At 75.3% G+C, this 18093-nt stretch carries 17 protein-coding genes, 3 tRNA genes and 2 pseudogenes; 8 read left to right on the top strand and 14 right to left on the bottom strand.

Annotation, left to right across the window (positions count from 1 at the left end; all coding sequences use genetic code 11):
• Nucleotides 1-17: 17 nt before the first annotated feature.
• Nucleotides 18-1673 carry a hypothetical protein gene (locus ACN20G_RS22905; protein WP_424214682.1) on the top strand — a complete coding sequence of 552 codons (1656 nt, stop codon included), beginning with the start codon at nt 18-20 and terminating at the stop codon, nt 1671-1673.
• Between the two features lie 73 nt (nt 1674-1746).
• Here ACN20G_RS22905 and ACN20G_RS22900 read toward each other — a convergent pair whose 3' ends face one another.
• From ACN20G_RS22900 to thrS (ACN20G_RS22890), 3 genes and pseudogenes are all read right to left on the bottom strand, one after another.
• The gene (locus ACN20G_RS22900; RefSeq protein ID WP_424214681.1) at nt 1747-2307 is read right to left on the bottom strand and encodes an HIT family protein; all 561 of its coding nucleotides are present in this window, start codon (nt 2305-2307) and stop codon (nt 1747-1749) included.
• A gap of 82 nt (nt 2308-2389) precedes the next feature.
• Nucleotides 2390-3838 (bottom strand): annotated as a pseudogene (gene thrS, locus ACN20G_RS22895) (threonine--tRNA ligase); the annotation flags it as partial.
• Between the two features lie 503 nt (nt 3839-4341).
• Nucleotides 4342-4866, bottom strand: a pseudogene (thrS, locus tag ACN20G_RS22890) (threonine--tRNA ligase); the annotation flags it as partial.
• Nucleotides 4867-4995: 129 nt separating this feature from the next.
• Here thrS (ACN20G_RS22890) and ACN20G_RS22885 point away from each other — a divergent pair.
• The gene (locus ACN20G_RS22885; protein WP_424214680.1) at nt 4996-5469 is read left to right on the top strand and encodes a GNAT family N-acetyltransferase; all 474 of its coding nucleotides are present in this window, start codon (nt 4996-4998) and stop codon (nt 5467-5469) included.
• Nucleotides 5470-5475: 6 nt separating this feature from the next.
• Here the strand turns inward: ACN20G_RS22885 and ACN20G_RS22880 are convergent, their stop codons facing one another.
• Together ACN20G_RS22880 and ACN20G_RS22875 are read right to left on the bottom strand one after the other, a co-directional pair.
• Nucleotides 5476-6690, bottom strand: coding sequence for a hypothetical protein (locus tag ACN20G_RS22880; protein ID WP_424214679.1), 1215 nt, complete (start codon nt 6688-6690; stop codon nt 5476-5478).
• Nucleotides 6690-7244 carry a DUF4365 domain-containing protein gene (locus ACN20G_RS22875; protein WP_424214678.1) on the bottom strand — a complete coding sequence of 185 codons (555 nt, stop codon included), beginning with the start codon at nt 7242-7244 and terminating at the stop codon, nt 6690-6692. The genes ACN20G_RS22880 and ACN20G_RS22875 overlap by 1 nt, the downstream gene beginning before the upstream one ends.
• 290 nt (nt 7245-7534) lie before the next feature.
• Between ACN20G_RS22875 and ACN20G_RS22870 the strand changes: the two genes are divergently transcribed.
• The gene (locus ACN20G_RS22870) at nt 7535-8260 is read left to right on the top strand and encodes a 3'-5' exonuclease (RefSeq protein WP_424214677.1); all 726 of its coding nucleotides are present in this window, start codon (nt 7535-7537) and stop codon (nt 8258-8260) included.
• A 76-nt stretch (nt 8261-8336) separates the two neighbouring features.
• Here ACN20G_RS22870 and ACN20G_RS22865 read toward each other — a convergent pair.
• A tRNA-Val gene (locus ACN20G_RS22865) sits at nt 8337-8408 on the bottom strand.
• Between the two features lie 39 nt (nt 8409-8447).
• The gene (locus ACN20G_RS22860; protein ID WP_424214676.1) at nt 8448-8894 is read right to left on the bottom strand and encodes an SRPBCC family protein; all 447 of its coding nucleotides are present in this window, start codon (nt 8892-8894) and stop codon (nt 8448-8450) included.
• Between the two features lie 86 nt (nt 8895-8980).
• Between ACN20G_RS22860 and ACN20G_RS22855 the strand changes: the two genes are divergently transcribed.
• The gene (locus tag ACN20G_RS22855; RefSeq protein ID WP_424214675.1) at nt 8981-11362 is read left to right on the top strand and encodes an SCO7613 C-terminal domain-containing membrane protein; all 2382 of its coding nucleotides are present in this window, start codon (nt 8981-8983) and stop codon (nt 11360-11362) included.
• 85 nt (nt 11363-11447) lie between these two features.
• Here ACN20G_RS22855 and ACN20G_RS22850 read toward each other — a convergent pair.
• Together ACN20G_RS22850 and ACN20G_RS22845 are read right to left on the bottom strand one after the other, a co-directional pair.
• Nucleotides 11448-11519 (bottom strand) — tRNA-Val (locus ACN20G_RS22850).
• A 73-nt stretch (nt 11520-11592) separates the two neighbouring features.
• Complete coding sequence (locus tag ACN20G_RS22845) at nt 11593-12114, bottom strand: TIGR02611 family protein (protein ID WP_424214674.1); 522 nt, start codon at nt 12112-12114, stop codon at nt 11593-11595.
• A gap of 176 nt (nt 12115-12290) precedes the next feature.
• Here ACN20G_RS22845 and ACN20G_RS22840 point away from each other — a divergent pair, with 176 nt between their 5' ends.
• The gene (locus ACN20G_RS22840) at nt 12291-12704 is read left to right on the top strand and encodes an SsgA family sporulation/cell division regulator (protein WP_030011909.1); all 414 of its coding nucleotides are present in this window, start codon (nt 12291-12293) and stop codon (nt 12702-12704) included.
• Nucleotides 12705-12944: 240 nt separating this feature from the next.
• Complete coding sequence (locus ACN20G_RS22835) at nt 12945-13550, top strand: CGNR zinc finger domain-containing protein (protein WP_424214673.1); 606 nt, start codon at nt 12945-12947, stop codon at nt 13548-13550.
• On the opposite strand, the gene ACN20G_RS22830 is transcribed toward ACN20G_RS22835, so the two are convergent.
• Nucleotides 13509-13685 carry a hypothetical protein gene (locus ACN20G_RS22830; RefSeq protein ID WP_424214672.1) on the bottom strand — a complete coding sequence of 59 codons (177 nt, stop codon included), beginning with the start codon at nt 13683-13685 and terminating at the stop codon, nt 13509-13511. The two genes, ACN20G_RS22835 and ACN20G_RS22830, sit on opposite strands and share 42 nt — an antisense overlap.
• Nucleotides 13686-13796: 111 nt before the next feature.
• Nucleotides 13797-14270: a hypothetical protein gene (locus ACN20G_RS22825; protein WP_424214671.1), complete on the bottom strand. Its 474-nt coding sequence runs from the start codon at nt 14268-14270 to the stop codon at nt 13797-13799.
• 171 nt (nt 14271-14441) lie between these two features.
• Here ACN20G_RS22825 and ACN20G_RS22820 point away from each other — a divergent pair, with 171 nt between their 5' ends.
• A complete protein-coding gene (locus tag ACN20G_RS22820) occupies nt 14442-14948 on the top strand; it encodes a DsbA family protein (RefSeq protein ID WP_424214670.1) in 507 nt (168 codons plus the stop codon).
• 46 nt (nt 14949-14994) lie between these two features.
• Here ACN20G_RS22820 and ACN20G_RS22815 read toward each other — a convergent pair whose 3' ends face one another.
• The 3 genes from ACN20G_RS22815 to ACN20G_RS22805 form a co-directional block, all read right to left on the bottom strand.
• On the bottom strand, nt 14995-15840 hold the full coding sequence (locus ACN20G_RS22815; RefSeq protein WP_424214669.1) for a GNAT family N-acetyltransferase: 846 nt from the start codon (nt 15838-15840) through the stop codon (nt 14995-14997).
• Between the two features lie 111 nt (nt 15841-15951).
• A complete protein-coding gene (locus ACN20G_RS22810) occupies nt 15952-16773 on the bottom strand; it encodes an aminotransferase class IV (RefSeq protein ID WP_424214668.1) in 822 nt (273 codons plus the stop codon).
• A complete protein-coding gene (locus ACN20G_RS22805; RefSeq protein ID WP_424214667.1) occupies nt 16770-17828 on the bottom strand; it encodes a chorismate-binding protein in 1059 nt (352 codons plus the stop codon). The genes ACN20G_RS22810 and ACN20G_RS22805 overlap by 4 nt, the downstream gene beginning before the upstream one ends.
• A 178-nt stretch (nt 17829-18006) precedes the next feature.
• On the opposite strand from ACN20G_RS22805, the gene ACN20G_RS22800 reads away from it, so the two are divergent.
• Nucleotides 18007-18079, top strand: a tRNA-Gly gene (locus ACN20G_RS22800).
• Nucleotides 18080-18093: the final 14 nt, after the last annotated feature.

Here is an 18093-nt window from a genome sequence, read left to right as displayed (position 1 = left end):
TGGTGATGGGGGCAGCGGTGGCGGACGACGGTTTCGACTTCAGGCCGGGGGCTCAGGTCCCCCTCCAGGGCGGGGGCGGGCGCACGGCGGCGACGAACGCGCTGGCCTCGGCCGCGTACCGGGACGACAAGGTCGAGACGATCCTGGAGGCCGACAACGAGTACCACGCCTCCGAGGTGAAGAAGGGCCGGTTGTCGATCTTCGCGCCCAATCTCGGCGAGGCGTTCTCGCGCGCGGTGGAGGCCCGGATGCTGGGGGGCGGGCGCAAGCCGCTGATCCAGTCCTTCGGCGCGGATCCGCGCACGGTGGTGGAGCACAGCCTGTCGGCCTCGCGGATCCGGCGGGAGCGGGACCGGCGGCTGCGGTGGATCACGGTGCTGTGCGGGGTGCTCTTCCTGCCGGGGCTGCTGCTGTGGCTGGTGTTGTTCCAGTTGCGTCGCACGCTGACCTCGGAGGGCCGCAAGCACGGTTCCTGGGCGGGCACGGCCCTGCTGGTGGGCGTGGGGATACTCGCGGCGGTGGCGATGTTCCGGCTGCCGGTGGACGGGTTCTGGGGCATATACCTGCGGGCGATGCTGATCGCGCCGGCGGTGGGTTGGTTCCTGGCCCGGCGGCTGTGCGAGCGGACGGCGGTGGACCTGCGGGCCCACTGGGACGGTCTGCTGGGCGGCGGCGCGGTCACGGCGAAGGTCCCGGACGCGGTGCCGGGCAATCCGAACGAGAAGGCCCGGGAGGAGCTGCGGCAGCAGTTGGCCCGGCTGACGGCCGAGGACGACAGCAACGCGGTGTTCTACGCCGGCCCCAAGGGCGTGCTCGGCATGGGCAGCCGGTGGGGTTCCTGGCAGATGGCCGAGGACTTGGTGCCCGCCAAGGAGGGCGGCGAGATCCACCCGTTCCGCAGTTGGGACGTGATCCGGGTGATCCACGACCAGCTCCGGATGATCGACCGCGGGCCCCTGCACACGGGCGGTTTCCCGGCCCCCTCGATCCGGCACTGGGTGGTCAGCCCGATCGGCGAGGGCGCCAAGGAGGTCACCCGGCCCTCGGGGGACTCGGTGGACCAGTTCGTGATCAAGCCGCACGAGGTCACCCGGATCTGCAACGAGCAGCAGTTCAGCGCGGGCGACCGGCACTACCTGGGGATCCAGTGGCCGCTGTGGGACGGCCAGTTGGTGATCACGATGATGGTGACGGTGACGGTGCTCTACCAGACCCTGCGGGTGGAGGTGACGGGGCATTCGCTGGGGCCGGTGCACGGGCTGTTCACCACCAAGCCGAAGGCCAAGACCGTGGACGTGCCCAAGACCGTCAAGTTCTGGCAGACGGTGGAGCGGACCCTGCCGGTCTGCGACACCGAGGAGGTGGTCCGGCTGATGGTGCGGGCCCCGCTGACCTGGTACCCGCCGCTGCTGGAGTACCTGGGCGGCAAGCTGGTGCTGCCGGAGCCCTTCGGGGTGCGGCACGTGTGGGCCGGGTCGATGTGGCGCCACCGGTTCATGGCCGACGACGCGATGCGCACGGCCACCCCGGTGCTGCGGGTGGTGCACGCGGCGGCCATGAAGGTACTGGAGGAGAACGGCTGCGACACCGAGCGCTTCGCGACCCGTTCGATGATCGTCAACGGTTTCGCCCAGGACCCCAGCCCCCGCAAGGCCGACGTCCACGACGGCTGAGACGGCTCCGGCCCCGCCCCCGGATCGTCGGGGGCGGGGCCGGACCGCGTCACGCGGAAGGGGAAGGGCCGGGTCAGTCCGTGGGCCAGGAGTCGGCGAGCATCTGCCGGGTGTCGGCGAGGAGCTGCGGGAGCACCTTGGTGTGGCCGACCACCGGCATGAAGTTCGTGTCCCCGCCCCAGCGCGGCACGATGTGCTGGTGCAGGTGGGCGGCGATGCCCGCGCCGGCGGCGGCGCCCTGGTTCATGCCGATGTTGAACCCGTGCGCGCCGGAGGCGGCCCGCAGGGCGACCATGGCGCGCTTGGTGAGGTCGGCGAGTTCGAGGGTCTCGTCGGCGTCGAGCTCGGTGTAGTCGGCCACGTGCCGGTAGGGCACGACCATCAGGTGGCCGCCGTTGTACGGGTAGAGGTTGAGCACGGCGTAGACGTGTTTGCCGCGGGCCACCACGAGTCCGTCGGTGTCGGACATGGCCGGGATCCCGCAGAACGGACAGCCGTCGCCGGCCTCCGGGCCGCTGGGCTTGTTCTCCCCTTGGATGTAGGCCATCCGGTGGGGGGTCCACAGCCGCTGGAACGCGTCCTGCGTGCCCACACCGATCTGCTGCTCCGGCTCAATCGTCATGGTGTGCAGCATATGACCTCGCGGGCGGGGACGAGGAGGGCCCCCGGTCGGCGGTCGCCGACCGGGGGCCCTCCCCCGCGGGTCACGGGGCGGTTCAGACCTGCACGCGCCGCTCGACCACGTCCACGAGCTTGGCCAGCGCCTCCTCGCGGGGCACGCCGTTCTCCTGGGAGCCGTCGCGGTAGCGGAAGGAGACGGTGCCCGCGGCCATGTCCTCGTCACCGACGATGATCATGAACGGGACCTTCAGCTTCTGGTGGTTGCGGATCTTCTTCTGCATCCGGTCCGAGGAGGCGTCCACGTCCACGCGGAGCCCCTTCTTGCGGGCCTCGGCGGCGAACTCGCGGAGGTAGTCCACGTGCGCGTCGCCGATCGGGATGCCCACGGCCTGCACGGGGGCCAGCCACGGCGGCATGTGGCCCGCGTAGTGCTCCAGCAGCACCGCGAAGAAGCGCTCGATCGAACCGAACAGGGCCCGGTGGATCATGACCGGACGCTGCCGCGAGCCGTCGGCGGCGGTGTACTCCAGGTTGAAGCGCTCGGGCAGGTTGAAGTCGAGCTGCACGGTGGACATCTGCCAGGTGCGGCCGATGGCGTCGCGGCACTGGACCGAGATCTTCGGGCCGTAGAACGCGGCGCCGCCCGGGTCCGGGACCAGCGGCAGGCCCTGCTTCTCGGCGACCTGGGCGAGGGTGGCGGTGGCCTCCTCCCACACCTCGTCGGAGCCGACGTACTTCTCCGGGTCCTTGGTGGACAGCTCCAGGTAGAAGTCGGTCAGACCGTAGTCGCGCAGCAGGTTGAGCACGAAGGTGAGGGTGCGGTCGAGCTCCTCCGCCATCTGCTCCTTGGTGCAGTAGATGTGCGCGTCGTCCTGGGTGAACCCGCGCGAGCGGGTCAGGCCGTGCACCACGCCCGACTTCTCGTACCGGTACACGGTGCCGAACTCGAACAGGCGCAGCGGCAGCTCACGGTAGGAGCGCCCGCGCGCGTCGAAGATCAGGTTGTGCATCGGGCAGTTCATGGGCTTGAGGTAGTAGTCGGTACCACCGTCGAGCTGCATGGGGGGGTACATGCCGTCCGCGTACCAGTCCAGGTGGCCGCTCTTCTCGAAGAGGGTGCCCTTGGTGGCGTGCGGGGTGTAGACGAACTCGTAGCCCTCTTCCTCGTGCCGCTTGCGGCTGTAGTCCTCCATGGTGCGGCGGATGACGCCGCCCCGGGGGTGGAAGACGGCGAGGCCGGAGCCGATCTCGTCCTGCACGGAGAACAGGTCGAGTTCCACGCCGAGCCGGCGGTGGTCGCGCTTCTCGGCCTCGGCGAGGAAGTCGAGGTGCGCCTTGAGCTCCTCCTTCGAGGGCCAGGCGGTGCCGTAGATGCGCTGGAGCATCGGGTTCTTCTCGCTGCCGCGCCAGTAGGCGGCGGCGTTGCGCATCAGCTTGAACGCGGGGATGACGCGGGTGGTGGGCAGGTGCGGACCCCGGCAGAGGTCCTTCCAGCACAGCTCGCCGGTCTTGGCGTCCAGGTTGTCGTAGATGGTCAGCTCGCCGGGGGGGGGGGGGGGGGGGGGGGGGGGGGGGGGGGGGGGGGGGGGGGGGGGGGGGGGGGGGGGGGGGGGGGGGGGGGGGGGGGGGGGGGGGGGGGGGGGGGGGGGGGGGGGGGGGGGGGGGGGGGGGGGGGGGGGGGGGGGGGGGGGGGGGGGGGGGGGGGGGGGGGGGGGGGGGGGGGGGGGGGGGGGGGGGGGGGGGGGGGGGGGGGGGGGGGGGGGGGGGGGGGGGGGGGGGGGGGGGGGGGGGGGGGGGGGGGGGGGGGGGGGGGGGGGGGGGGGGGGGGGGGGGGGGGGGGGGGGGGGGGGGGGGGGGGGGGGGGGGGGGGGGGGGGGGGGGGGGGGGGGGGGGGGGGGGGGGGGGGGGGGGGGGGGGGGGGGGGGGGGGGGGGGGGGGGGGGGGGGGGGGGGGGGGGGGGGGGGGGGGGGGGGGGGGGGGGGGGGGGGGGGGGGGGGGGGGGGGGGGGGGGGGGGGGGGGGGGGGGGGGGGGGGGGGGGGGGGGGGCGCCGACCTCCACGTCCGCGCCGTCCTCGGCGGAGGCGGAGCCCTTGAGGCCGATCAGCTCCAGCTTGTACGGCTCGCCGGCCAGCTCCTCGCGGGCGGCCTCGTCGGTCACCACGCGGCGCGAGAAGCGCTGACCGCGCTTGACGATCTCCTGCATCTTCTTCTCGACGGCCTTGAGGTCCTCCGGGGTGAAGGGCCGGGCCACGTCGAAGTCGTAGTAGAAGCCGTCGCGGACCGGCGGGCCGATGCCGAGCTTGGCCTCCGGGAACAGCTCCTGCACGGCCTGGGCCATCACGTGCGCGGTGGAGTGGCGCAGGATGTCGAGGCCGTCGGGCGAGGAGACCTCGACCGGTTCCACGACCTCGCCCTCGGCCGGCGCGTACGCCAGGTCCTTCAGCTCCCCCGCGACGCGCACGGCCACGACGGTGCGCTCGCCGGCGAAGAGTTCGGCGGCCGTGGTGCCCGTGGTCACCACTCGCTCATCCCGCTCGGAATCGCGTTGGATGATCACACGGACGTCCGACACCGGTTTCTCCTTGGTACTCAGGCTTGCCGCAGTGTGGTCACTGCGCGCGAAAGGAATCGTACCGAGCCGAGGCACCGGGTCGCGAAACGGTTTGCCGGGGCCGGGCCCACGACCCGTAGGCTCGCGATCATGCCCGACGCCCAGCAGCCCCTCGTCCTCGGCCCCCTCGACCTCTCCGAGCCCGCCACCCTGACCGCCGCGCACCGGCTGGGGCGGGCCTCCTACGCGGTGGAGGCCGAGCTGATCGGCTTCCCCGACCTGCCGGCGCTGCGCGAATCGGAGGCCGAGCTGCGGGCCCGGGAGCTGACCTGGCTCGGCGCCCGCACCCCCGACGGCGCCCTCGCCGGCTTCCTGGCCTGGGAGGAGACGGCCGTGGACCGGCTGTGCGTGGACCCGGCCCTCTTCCGGCGCGGGGTGGCCTCCCGGCTGCTCACCGCCTTCCTCGCGCACCCCGGGCGGCCCGCCGGACCGCTGTCGCTGACCACGGGGGCGGCCAACGCCCCGGCCGTCGCCCTCTACACCCGCTTCGGCTTCCCGCGCGGCGCGGACCTCTCCCCCGCGCCCGGCCTCACCCTGGCCGCCTTCACCGTCCCGGCCCGCTAGGACGATTCAGCCCGCGTCGGACTCCTCCCCCAGGGACTTCATCAGCCGGTCGCGCTCCACGGCGTCCAGCGGCAGCACGGTCAGCCCGTGCGGGTCGGCCAGCCGGCGGAAGCCGCCGCGCCGTTGCAGCCGGCCCTCCACCCGCACCGGCAGGCCCCGCAGGTGGGCCTCCCCGGCGGTCCGGTACGCGGCCTCGTCCAGGGCCACCCGCACCACCGACACCTCGGCCCCGGCCAGCACCCGGATCCGCACCGTGCCCCCGCCGCCCGCGCTGCGCCGCCGCAGCCGCTGCACCGCCCCGTCGATCCGCACCGGCACCGAGGGCTCGGCGGTGGTGTAGCGGACGGCGGCCTCCCGCAGCGTCGGCAGGTCCCCGGGGGAGAACTCCACCGGCTCCGGCCGGGCCGCGCAGCCCGCCGGGGCGCCCGCGGCCGGGGCCCAGGTCGGCGCGACCGAACCGCCCTCCGCGCCGGTGACCAGCGCGATCAGCGCGTCCGTGAACTCGCGGCCGACTCCGGCGGCCACCGCCGCGTCGAACGCCTCCAGGCCCGCCCCGGCGGTGGCCCGCCGCAGGTCCACCGCCTCCCGGGCGGCGTGCGCGGCGTGGTGCAGCAGGGTCACCAGGGTGCGCCCGCCGACCACCGGCACGTACACGGTCAGCTCCCGGCCGCCGCCGGCCGCCCCGGCGGGCGCGACCAGCACTCGGTCCAGGGCCCGTTCGGCCCGTTCCCGGTGCCGGGCCCCGTGGTAGCCGACCCGGGCCCGCTCGGCCAGGGCGCACGCGATCAGCATCCGGCGGGCCGCCGCCCACAGCCGCTCGCGCGCCACCCACGCGTCCTCCTCCCCCGCCCCGACCTCCCGGGTCCAGCGGATCTCGTCGCTGGGCACGCTCAGCCCGAACAGCACCTCCCGCCCGGCGGGCAGCCCGCCCCGGGCCAGGGCCGTGAGCGCCTCCTCCACCAGGTCCACGCAGTCGGCGCCCGCCCGGGACTCGGGGATCAGCAGGCTGGTGCGGGCCCCGCCGGGGCCGGGCGGGGTCCACCGCCCGTAGCGTCCGGCCGGCCCGCCGCGCCGGCGCCAGCCGTGCCGCGCCAGCAGGGCGCCGAGCACCCCGGGGTCCACGCGTTCGGGGTCCGGGGGCGCGGGCGGGCGGCCCTCGACGGGGCCGAAGGGGACCGCGCCGCCGGGCCCGACCTCGTGCAGGGGGTGTCGCGTGGCCATCAGGGTGTCCCTCCCGACCCGACCCGGGTCATGATCTCGCACAGGGCCCGGTCGTCGAAGATCCGCGCGGTCGGGACGCGCACCGTGGTGCGGCGCCGGCCGGTCACCGGATGTCCGGCCAGGTTGGTCCAGTAGCAGCAGTGGCGCAGGGCCAGCGCGCCGGGCTCGGCGGCCAGCCAGTCGGCCCGGATCCGGGGCACGACCATCACCACGAGTATCCGGGGCACGACCACGGGGGTCCGGGCCAGCTTGGTCAGGTGCTCGTTGTCGAGGGTGAAACCGAAGCTGGTCCCGGCCGGTTCGGGGGCCACCTGGTAGGTGGCCTTCAACTGCACCTTCACGGTGACCTCGTCGTCGATGGCGTGCTCGGGCGCGCCGTGGCTGACGTGCCAGTCGATCCCGTTGTCGGGGAAGGGCTGGGACAGCGAGCAGCCGGCCGCCGCGACCACGGCGTGCAGGTATCCCACCTGGAGGGTCTCCATGCAGGCGGTCATCGCCAGCGAACCCCGCAGGGGTTCGGGAACGGGACCGGGTTCGGGTGTTGCGAGCGCCATGGCCGGCTCCCCGTCGCCTTCCGGGCTCTACGGAACGTGCTGCGGATTGGTGGGGGGCGCCTCGCGTCGGATGCCCGTCCCCACGCGCCGTCACGGTGACGGCGGGTCACCCGGGCGCGCCCCCATGGCTGTTGTCTCCCGGGTCGGGTTGCGCCAAACGGCGTACGGGGCAAACGGCCCGGGTATCACGGAATCGGGCGGGGCGCCGGCACCGTTCCCGTCGTTCGGCGTCGACCGCGACGGACCGGGGCGTCCGACGCCGCGACGCGCACACATCCGAGGAGTTGGCCATGACACGCTGGTACGAGGGCCCGTTGGCCGCGTTCGACACGGAGACCACCGGGGTGGACGTCGAGCGGGACCGGATCGTCTCCGCCGCCCTCGTGGTGCAGGAGTGCGCGGGCGGGCGGGTGCGCACCACCCGTTGGCTCGTGAACCCCGGGATCCCGGTGCCGCGCGAGGCCACCGAGGTGCACGGGCTGACGGACGAACACCTCCAGCACAACGGGCGCTGGCCCTCCCCGGTGGTGGAGGAGATAGCCCGGGGGCTGGCCGAGCAGCAGTCGGCGGGCCGGCCGGTGGTGGTGATGAACGCGCCCTTCGACCTGACCCTGTTGGACCGGGAGCTGCGCCGGCACCGGGCGTCCTCGCTCGCGCACTACCTGGACGAGCGCCCGTTGACGGTGCTGGACCCCCGGGTCCTGGACAAGCACCTCGACCGCTACCGCAAGGGCCGGCGCACGCTGACGGCGCTGTGCGAGCACTACGGGGTGGAGCTGACGGGGGCGCACGACGCGAGCGCGGACGCCCTGGCCTCCCTGGAGTTGGTGCGGGCGGTGGGCCGGCGGTTCGCGGGCCGGCTGGAGCGGCTCTCCCCCACCGAGCTGCACACCCTCCAGGAGGTGTGGCACGCGGCGCAGGCGCGCGGGTTGCAGGCGTGGTTCGCGCGGCAGGGGACCCCGGAGGCGGTGGACCCGCACTGGCCGCTGCGGCCGGAGCTGTCGCCGGCGGCGTGACCGGCCGCGCGGGGGCCCGAACGGGGCCCTGACATGCGGAAGGCCGGTCCGTCTGTGACGGACCGGCCTGTCCCGGTGGGCGATACTGGGATCGAACCAGTGACCCCTTCGGTGTGAACGAAGTGCTCTCCCGCTGAGCTAATCGCCCGGGAACGCACTGAACAATACACAGCTCCGGGCCGATCCTTCAAACCGCTCCCAGCCGCCGGGCCAGACCGCGTCGACCGGCCCGCATCATCAGCGTGTGGTTGAGCACGAGCAGGGGTCGGGCGGGGCGGGCCAAGGCCCGCAGCAGCGGCCGGACCACCCGCACCTCCTGCGCGTAGCGGACCAGGGTGACGCCGTCCTCCTCCCGCAGGGTCCAGCGGGCCCACCCGTCGAGGTCCCCGGTGAGGGCGAGGTCGAGGACCCGGGCCTCGGGGTCGTGCCGGCGCACGCTCACCCCGAGCCGGATCGCGTAGGGCAGCGCGGAGCGGAACTCGGCGGTGCCCGAGCGGCCCCCGGGGTCCAGGCGCACCCGCCGCACCTGCGGCCACCACTGGGGGTACTCCTCGACCCGTTCGAGCACGGCCCAGACCCGCTCGGGGGACACGGCCAGGGTCCAGTGGGCCCGGAATCGGAAGAGGTCGCTCACGCCCCCAGTGTGCGCCGGGGGTACTCGACCGGGAATGAGTATCCGTGCCCATGTCCGCCGGGCGGGGCCGGGAGCACACTGCGGCCATGGACCACACCCTGTCGCCGGCCGAGGAGCTGGCGCTCGTCGATCGGGAACTGCTCGCCCTCGACGGCCGTCGCGCGGCGCTGCTGCGCCGACGTGCCTGGCTGGTCGCCGTGCTCGCGCGCCAGGCCGCCCCGGCCGGGCCGGCCACGCCGTCCGCGCCGGTTCCGGCGGCTCGGCCCGAGACCTCGGGGCGCGGGGCGCGCAATGTGCTGCTGACCCTGGGCGCGGTGCTGCTCGGGGTGGCGGCGGCCGCGTTCGCGGTGGTGAGTTGGGGTTCCTTGGGTATCGGCGGGCGGGCCCTGGTGCTGGGGTCGGTGACGGCGGCGCTGTTCGGGGCGACGGTGCCGTTGGCGGGGCGGGGGCTGCGGGCGACGGCGCGGGCCCTGACCGGGGTGGCGCTGCTGGTGTCGGTGCTCGACGCGTGGGCGCTGTGGGCGCTGGAGGTCACCGCGTGGTCGGACTCGGCGTTCGCGGCGGTGGCGGCGGCGGTGCTGACGGCCGGGTGGGCGGGGCACGGGCACTGGACGGGGTTGTCGGTGTCGCGGGTGGGGGCGGTGCCGATGGCGCTGTTGCCGGCGCCGTTGGCGTTGTACGCGGCGGGCGGGGACGCGGTGGCGACGGGCGCGGCCCTGCTGGTGACGGCGGTCGGGTACGGGGTGCTGGTGGACCGGGCCGGGCCCGGGGTGGTGCGCGGGTTCGCGGTGGCCTGTGGGATCGCGGCGGCGGCGCTGTCGGGACTGTTCGCCCTGACGGTGTCGGGGGCGGCGGATGCGCCGGCGGGGGCGGCCCCGGCGGCGGCGCTGCTGGGGTTGTGGGGGGTCGCGCTGGTCGTGGCGGGGCTGCGGGTCGTATCGCGGGGCGGGGCCGGGGGCGCGGCGGCGGCGCTCGCGACGGTCGGTGCCCTGGCCCCGGTGGGGGTGCTGACGGGGCTGCTGGGGCCGGTGTTGCCGGTGGCCTGGGTGGTGCCGGCGACGGTGCTGCCGGCGGCGGCGTTGGCGGCCGGGGCGGCGGCGGAGCGGGTGGGCGCGCCGGGCCCGGTGCGGCGGGGGCTGTCGTGGGCGGCGTTGATCGCGGGCGGGTTCGCGGTGGTCACGGCGCTGCCGGTGGCGGTCCTGGCGGCCACGGACCCGTGGCTCGCGGACTCCGTGACCGGTGGGCTGATGCCGGGGGCGGAGCGTCTCGCGGCGACGGTGACCCTGTTCGCGGCGGCCGGTCTGGGGTTGGCGACGCGGTGGTTCACCCGGCGGCGGGGGGCCTTGGCCTCGCTCGTGGTGGTGGCGGCGGCCGGGGCGTTCGCGGCTCCGGGGGCGCTGGGGGCGCCGTTCGCGGTGGTGGTGGGCGTGTGGCTGTCGGTGTCCCTGGCGCTCGGCGGGGTGGCGACGGTGGCGGCCCTGGCGCGGGATTCGGTCTCGGCGTGGGTGGTCTCCCCGGCGGCGCTGCTCGCGACGGTGACGACGGCCGCCGCGGCCTGGCACGAGGGCCCGTGGTGGGCGCTGTCGGTGTGGGCGGTCCTGGCGGCGGCGCACGGGGGCGCGGCGATCCGGCGGGGCACGGAGGGGCCGGTGCGGCGGGCGCACGCGGCGACGGCCGTGGTGCTCGCGGCGGGGCCGGTGTGGACGGGGGCGCGCCTGGTGGGGGTTCCGGTGGTGTGGGCGGCCGTGGCGCTGTTGGCGCCGCCGGCCCTGGCTGCCTGGCGTCCGGGGCCGCGCTGGGCGGCCGGGGACCGGTTGTCGGTGGAGCTCACGGCGGGGGTCGTGGGGTTGGGCGCGCTGCTCGGGGCGGCTCTCGCGGGCGGTGCGGGGACGCTGTCCCTGGCACTGGGGCTGGCGGCGGCGGTGTGCGCGGGGGCGGCGCTGCGGCCGGACCGGCGGCGGGTGGGTTCGGTGGCGGGCGCGGTGTTCGGGGTGCTCGGGCTGTGGGTGCGCTTGGCGGGGTGGGAGGTGTCGTGGATCGAGGCGTACACGGCGCCGCCGGCGCTGCTGCTGCTCGGGCTCGGGGCGCTGCGGCGGCGTCGGGAGCCGGTGTCGGGGTCCTGGTCGGCGTACGGGCCGGGGCTGGCGCTCGCGCTCGCGCCCTCGCTGTTCGCGCTGTGGGGCGAGGGCGGCTGGGCGCGTCCGCTCGCCTTGGGGCTGGTGGCGCTGGGGGTGACCCTGTGGGGGGCGCGGTCCCGGCTGCGGGCGCCGCTGCTGCTGGGCGGGGCGGTGCTGGCGCTGACGGCGGGGCACGAGCTGGCGCCGTACGTGGTGCAGCTGGTGGGCGTGCTGCCGAGGTGGCTGCCGCCGGCGCTGGCGGGGGCGCTGCTGTTGGGCGTGGGGGCCACGTACGAGCGGCGGCTGCGGGACGCGCGGCGGTTGCGGGCGGCGCTGGGCCGCTGGAGCTGACCGCGCGGGGCGGGGCCGGGGGATCGCGGCGGAAACGCCGCAGGCCCCGGAGACTTTGTCGGTCTCCGGGGCCTGCGGACCCGGGTGGGCGATACTGGGATCGAACCAGTGACCCCTTCGGTGTGAACGAAGTGCTCTCCCGCTGAGCTAATCGCCCGGGCACAGACAGAACATTACCCCATGTCAGCGGTGCCTTCGACCACGTCCGTGATCACCCCGGGCGGTGGGGCTCAGCCCTCGTCGAGGGACCAGGGCAGGACGAACCCGTACTTCACGAGGTAGACGGTGATCAGTACGCCGGCGATGACGAGGCCGGTGGCGGTCAGGATGATGTTGCGGCGTCGGACCTTGGGGTCCAGGGCGCGCTGGGCGGCCTCGGTGACCTTGCGCTTGGTCCAGCGCAGGGCGAGTCGGGCCCACACGAACTCGGTGGCCCAGATCGCGAGGCCCGCGAAGATCACGAACCAGCCGGGTCCGGGCAGGACCAGCATGGCCACGCCGGCGCCGATGACGGCGAGGCCGACGACGAACACGCCGACCTGCCAGCTGAGGTGCAGGCCGCGTCGGGCCTTGATGAAGGCGGGCGCCTTCGAGATGTGTTCGGGCTCCTCCTCGGTCGGCTTCCCGTCGATATCGATTCGGTCACCGTCGGGGGCGTCGGCACGCCCCTCGCGGTCGTCTCCGGACGGCTTCCCGGCGTCCGGATCGGTCGGCTCGGGGGCCTGCCCCCGCTGCTCACTCCCCGTGTTCATGATCCGAATCTACCGGAGGGGAAAGCACAGGGGCAGGACGCCGGCGATCCGCCGACAGAGGGACCCAGAGGTCCGCAAAACGGTCAGAGGGGTTTACAACGGCACCTGCGGTGGCATGTCGATTTCGCCGACGTGCGAATCCCCGAGCGCACACTGAGCGAAAGGCCCTGGCGCTTATGAACACCACGGTCAGCTGCGAGCTGCACCTGCGCCTCGTTGTGTCGAGCGAGTCCTCACTGCCTGTTCCCGCGGGCCTGCGGTATGACACGGCCGACCCCTACGCCGTGCACGCCACCTTCCACACCGGTGCGGAGGAGACCGTCGAATGGGTCTTCGCCCGCGACCTCCTCGCGGAGGGCCTGCACCGGCCCACCGGCACCGGCGACGTCCGGGTCTGGCCGTCGCGCAGTCACGGTCAGGGCGTCGTCTGCATCGCCCTCAGCTCCCCGGAGGGAGAAGCCCTGCTCGAAGCCCCCGCCCGAGCCCTCGAATCGTTCCTCAAGCGCACGGACGCCGCCGTCCCGCCGGGGACGGAGCATCGGCACTTCGATCTCGACAAGGAGCTGTCGCACATCCTGGCGGAGAGCTGAACCAGCTCCGCGCCCGTCGCACGCCGTCCGACTCGGGGCGATGGCGTGAGGCGGACAACGACATACGGCGGTACCGGCGTCGCACCCGCGGGATCCACCCGCGGGGCGGCGCCGGTGCGCGTCCGGGCCCGTTCCGGGCCGGCGGGGGCGTCGGGTTCGACGTGGGCATGCCCTAAAGTCAGCCGCCGACGGCCAACGGGACCTCCGCGCCGTCCGGGACCGGCTCAGGGAGCGACCACCGTGCAGATCCCCCACGACACCCGGCGGGCCCTCGACGTCGTCGTCGCCCTCGTGAACACCGCCCCGGGCGGGGACCGCCCGGACGCCCTCGCGGACCTCCACACCCTGGCCGCCTTCGTGCGCGAGCACGAGGTGAGCGACGTGGGCGAGCTGGCGGTGCGCGATCTGGCCGGGGTGCGGGCGGTGCGCGGACTGTTCGCGCGGGTGTTCGCTGCGGCGGACGCGCACGAGGCCGCCCGGCTGGTCAACGAGCTGGTCGCGACGGCCGGCACCACCCCGCAGTTGACCAACCACGACGGCTACGACTGGCACGTGCACTATTTCGCGCCGGGCGCCTCGGTCGGCGACCACCTCGCGGCCGACGGCGGCATGGCCCTGGCCTTCATCCTCGTCTCCGGGGAGCGGGAGCGGCTGCGCCGGTGCGAGGCCCCCGATTGCGGGCGGGCCTTCGTGGACCTCTCGCGCAACCGCTCGCGCCGCTACTGCTCCAGCCGGACCTGCGGCAACCGTCTGCACGTGGCGGCCTACCGGGCGCGGCGGCGGGAGGCCGGGGAGGCCGGCGGCTCAGAGCAGCCGCAGGTCGAGGACGGCGGCGCCGGCCAGTAGCACCCCGACCACCGCGAGGAAGATCATCAGCGGCGGTTGGGAGAGGGCGAAGAGGCAGCCCCGGGGCTCCTCGGCGACGACGGGCAGGGCGGACGCGGCGGGTCCGGTGGGGTCACCGGAGGATGTGTCGATCATTTGGGCCCGATGGTTACTCGTGCACACGGGCCCGGGCGCCCAACACGCCCCACCGCCGAACGGGTTCACCGGATCTCGTGGTACCCGTCACCGGTGACCCGTTCGGCCCGCTCAGATGCCGTGCTTGCGCAGGATCGCCTCGATGTCGGAGAAGTCGTCCTCGGCGGCGGCCCCGCGTCCGGCGGGCGCGGCGGGGGGCGCGGCGTGGCCCGGGGCCGTCCCGCCCAGGGCCGGGGCGGAGGCGTCGGGGGCGGTGGCGGCGCGGGGGGCGCGGCCCCGGGGCGCGCGGGCCGGCCCGCCCTCGACCGCTTCGGCGGGTTCCTTGCCGGCGCGGCGGCGTTCCACGGCCCGGGTCACGGTGAGCAGCAGCCAGGACAGGCCCAGCAGTCCGACGCCGACCCAGACGGCGGGCTTGAAGGCCAGCCCGGAGAGCCATTGCACGGCCCCGGTGAGCACGAGGGCCACCGGCACGAGGGACCAGGCGGCGATCTTCACGGCGGCGAGCGCGCGCCGGCGCCAGGCCGTGATCGCCGCGATCCCCAGACCGGCGGCGGACACCGCGGAGCAGATGGTCTCGGCGAGCATGATTCCTCCTGGCTTGGGCCGTTTTCCCGTCCTCGTCCATCCTGCCTCGGCCCCGGGACCCGGGGCCAGGGATCGGAGGCCCGCGCGGACGATCTCCGGGAGATCTCAGGGTCGGGGCGGCCGGGTCCGCCCGGCTTGGGTCGGGGGTCGGCCGGCTGGGAGACTGGGCCCATGAGCGATACCCACACCCCCGCCCCCGCCGTCCTGGAGTTCTGGTGCGACCTCCAGTGCCCCGATTGCACGCGCGCCCTCGACGACGTGCGCGCGCTGCGCGAGCGCTACGGCGACCGGCTGGAGATCGTGCTGCGGCACTTCCCGCTGCCGAAGAACAAGTGGGCCTTCGCCGCCGCGCAGGCCGCCGAGGAGGCCGCCGAGCAGGGCGCCGGATGGCCCTACGCGGAGGCGCTGTTGGCGCGGACCGAGGAGCTGGGCCGGCGCGGGGAGCCCGTGTTGATCGACGTGGCTCGTGAACTCGGCCTGGACGCCGAGGAGTTCGACACGGCGCTGATCGACGGCCGGCACCTGTTGACGGTGGACGCCGACGACGCCGAGGGCAAGGCCCTGAAGGTCACCGGCACCCCCACCTGGATCGTGGCCGGGCAGCGGCTGGACGGCGGCAAGAGCCAGGAGGGGCTGCGGGCCCGGATCGAGGAGCTCGTGGACGGCCTGCTCGGCTGAACCGACCGGCCCGGGCACCGCTCGTACGGCGCCCGGGCCCCGCGGCTCACCACAGTTCCTTGCGGAACACCACCCGGGTCGGCCGGTAGCCCAGCGACAGGTACAGCTCGCGGGCGCCGGTGTTGTCGGCGAAGACGTGCAGGGACAGGGTCGTGTGCCCGGCCTCCCGCGCCACCCGCTCGGCCACCCGCATCAGGCTCCGGCCGTGGCCGCGCCGCCGGTGTCCCTCGCGCACCGCCACGTCGAACACGTAGCCGTGCCCCTCCTCGGGTCCGCCGGCGGTCCCCGGCGCCACCCACACCTGCCCGACCGGCTCCCCGGCCGCCTCCAGCACCCGGAACGCCACCCCGGGACTGTCCAGGCCCGCGGGCAGCATCACCGCGTGGTCGCGTTCGGCCTTCAGGCGCGCCGCCTCGGGGGACAGCCCGCGCGCGATCCAGGTCCCGGCGTACTCGATCCGGTCGGCCGCCTCCCAGGCCGCGTACTCCTCCCCCGTCATCGCCCGGTCCCGCACCCCCTCGGGCAGCGGCTCCGCCGCCCCCTCGGTCAGGTCCTTGGCCAGGTAGCGGCCGAGTTCCCGGTAGCCGAGCCCGTCGGCCATGCGCAGCGCGGCCGTCGCCTCGGCCGGCACCTCCGCCCGGATCTCCCGGCAGCCCCAGCCCCGCAGCACCTCCTCGCCGGCGAGCGCGGCCACGGTGGCCCGGCCGCGCCGCCGGTCCCCCTCGGCCACGTTCAGCCCGCGGATCACGCCCACGCTGGGGCCGAACGCGGTGTCGGCGGCCAGGACGACCGCACCGACCCGCCGGCTGTTGACGCGGACCTCGTAGGGGCGGGAGCGCGCCCCGTCGGGCGTCTGCTGGAGCGGCCCGGCCGGCCGCAGAGTCGTGGTCATCCCGTTGTTCTACCCGCCGGGGCCCCGAAGCCGCCGGCCCCCGGACGCCGTCCGCCCCCGCACCGGCGGGCGGTGCGGGGGCGGACGGCGCCGGCGGGCGGGCGCCGCCGGTCACGGGTCGATGTCGGCCGCCGAACGCTCGGCGAACACGGCCTGCGCCTTGGCCGTGACGGGGCCGGGCGCGCCGGGCAGTTCCCGGTCGTCGACCCGGTGCAGCCCCTGCACCCCGCGCAGGGTGCCGGTGAGGAAGACCTCCTCGGCCCGTGTCAGCACCTCCAGCGGCAGGTCCCGCTCGGTGGCTCCGCTCCACTCGACGACCAGTTCGCGGGTGATGCCCGCGAGGCAGCCGGAGGACAGCGGCGGGGTGAGGAGTTCCCCGTCGAGGACGACGAACACGTTGGAGCCGGTGCCCTCGCACAGGGCGCCGACGGTGTTGCCGAACAGGGCCTCGGAGGCGCCCGCGCGCTGGGCGTGCGCCAGGGCCACCACGTTCTCGCCGTAGGAGGTGGTCTTCAGCCCGGACAGGGCGCCGCGCTCGTTGCGCACCCACGGCACCGTGACGGCGGCCGAGGTGGGGGCGCTGGGCCCGATCTCGCCGAGGGCCGCGACGAGGGTGGGGGGTGCGTCGCCGCGGTCCGAGCCGAGGGGGGCGACCCCGCCGGTGTAGGTGATCCGCAGTCGGCCCCGGGTCGGGGCGTCCTCGGCGAGCAGGGCCTCGCAGGCGCGCCGGACCTCGTCGAGGTCGGGCTCGGGCAGTCCGAGGCCGCGCGCGGAGCGGGCGAGCCGGGCCAGGTGGCGGGTGAGGGCGAAGGGCGCGCCGCGGCGCGTCTCCACCGTCTCGAATACGCCGTCGCCCACGGTCAGGCCGTGGTCGAGGACGGACACCCGGGCGTCGCCGCTGTCGCGCAGCGCCCCGTCGAGCCAGATTTTCACCGGAGGGTCCTTCCGCTGGGTCGGTACGTCCCCGACGCTACCCCCAACAGGCGGTTCGCTTTGAGTTCGGTCTCCTGCCACTCGCGTTCGGGGTCGGATCCCCAGGTGATGCCGGCCCCGGTGCCGAAGCACAGCCGGGGGCCGCCGGCGGCCTCGCGGTCGATCCAGAAGGTGCGGATGCCGACGGCCAGCTCGGCGGTGCCCCGGTCGGCGTCCACCCAGCCGATCCCCCCGCAGTAGGGGCCCCGGGGCGCGGTCTCCAGGGCCTCGATGATCCGCAGGGCGGAGGACTTGGGGGCGCCGGTGACGGAGCCGGGCGGGAAGGTGGCGGCGAACAGCTCGGGCCAGCCGGCGCCCTCGGCGAGCCGGCCGCTGACGGTGGAGACCAGGTGCACCAGCCCGGGGTGGGCCTCGACGGCGCACAGGGCGGGCACGGTCACGGTGCCGGTGGCGCAGACCCGGCCGAGGTCGTTGCGGACCAGGTCCACGATCATCACGTTCTCGGCGTGGTCCTTCTCCAGGAGGTCCTCGGCGGTGCGGCCGGTGCCCTTGATGGGGCCGGACTCGATCAGCGGGCCGGTGCGGCGCAGGTACAGCTCGGGCGAGGCGGTGGCGATCTCGATGCCCCGGGCGGGCAGGCGAATCGTTCCGGCATAGGGGGCCGGGTTGCCCCGGGCGAGCAGCGCGGTCAGCGCGTCCACGTCGGCCGCGGCCGGATCGGGCAGCGGCGCGGAGAGCACCCGGCAGAGGTTGGCCTGGTAGACCTCGCCGGCGGCGATGTGCTCGCGGATGGCGCGCACCCCGGCCGTGTATCCCGCGCGGTCCAGGGAGGTGCGCCAGGCGTCCGCCGCGGGCCCCCGCCAGGCACCGGGCACCGGGGCGGGCACGGGGGCGGGGCGCACGTCGCCGAAGCGCGCGCACGTGAGACGGCCCTCGAAATCGGCCGCCACGGCCCAGAACCCGGAGGAGTCCAGGGCGGCGGGGTCGTGGGTGACGTCACGGAGATCGGTGGCGAGGAGGCCGCCGAAGCGGGCCATGGGGGGGAGGTCGAGCACGGCTGCGAGTCTATGACCGCCGCCGGCGGGCCGAGGGGGGACCGCGGTCACGGGCACCTCCGGAGACGGGGTGGCAGCACGCTGCGGAAACGCGTTTTTGAGCTGGCCCTGAAATCCGCTAGAGTTCAACACGTCGCCGGGGAGCGAAGGAAAAAAACCCCAAGCAAAACGGCGGCATGCGGACGTGGCTCAGCTGGTAGAGCATCACCTTGCCAAGGTGAGGGTCGCGAGTTCGAATCTCGTCGTCCGCTCGAAGTGGGGGATC

It is taken from the genome of Streptomyces dryopteridis, assembly GCF_049606955.1.
In the GTDB taxonomy this organism is placed as follows: Bacteria; Actinomycetota; Actinomycetes; order Streptomycetales; family Streptomycetaceae; genus Streptomyces.
The sequence above is the reverse complement of the archived record's forward strand: the minus strand, read 5'-3'. Positions and strand labels throughout refer to the sequence as shown.

Excerpts from the sequence above, each read along its gene's own strand:
- ACN20G_RS22820 (WP_424214670.1), top strand. The coding sequence starts at position 14,442 with ATGAGCGATACCCACACCCCCGCCCCCGCCGTCCTGGAGTTCTGGTGC.
- ACN20G_RS22815 (WP_424214669.1), bottom strand. The coding sequence starts at position 15,840 with ATGACCACGACTCTGCGGCCGGCCGGGCCGCTCCAGCAGACGCCCGAC.
- ACN20G_RS22825 (WP_424214671.1), bottom strand. The coding sequence starts at position 14,270 with ATGCTCGCCGAGACCATCTGCTCCGCGGTGTCCGCCGCCGGTCTGGGG.
- ACN20G_RS22870 (WP_424214677.1), top strand. The coding sequence starts at position 7,535 with ATGACACGCTGGTACGAGGGCCCGTTGGCCGCGTTCGACACGGAGACC.
- ACN20G_RS22830 (WP_424214672.1), bottom strand. The coding sequence starts at position 13,685 with ATGATCGACACATCCTCCGGTGACCCCACCGGACCCGCCGCGTCCGCC.
- ACN20G_RS22845 (WP_424214674.1), bottom strand. The coding sequence starts at position 12,114 with ATGAACACGGGGAGTGAGCAGCGGGGGCAGGCCCCCGAGCCGACCGAT.
- ACN20G_RS22885 (WP_424214680.1), top strand. The coding sequence starts at position 4,996 with ATGCCCGACGCCCAGCAGCCCCTCGTCCTCGGCCCCCTCGACCTCTCC.
- ACN20G_RS22855 (WP_424214675.1), top strand. The coding sequence starts at position 8,981 with ATGGACCACACCCTGTCGCCGGCCGAGGAGCTGGCGCTCGTCGATCGG.
- ACN20G_RS22900 (WP_424214681.1), bottom strand. The coding sequence starts at position 2,307 with ATGCTGCACACCATGACGATTGAGCCGGAGCAGCAGATCGGTGTGGGC.
- ACN20G_RS22840 (WP_030011909.1), top strand. The coding sequence starts at position 12,291 with ATGAACACCACGGTCAGCTGCGAGCTGCACCTGCGCCTCGTTGTGTCG.
- ACN20G_RS22880 (WP_424214679.1), bottom strand. The coding sequence starts at position 6,690 with ATGGCCACGCGACACCCCCTGCACGAGGTCGGGCCCGGCGGCGCGGTC.
- ACN20G_RS22875 (WP_424214678.1), bottom strand. The coding sequence starts at position 7,244 with ATGGCGCTCGCAACACCCGAACCCGGTCCCGTTCCCGAACCCCTGCGG.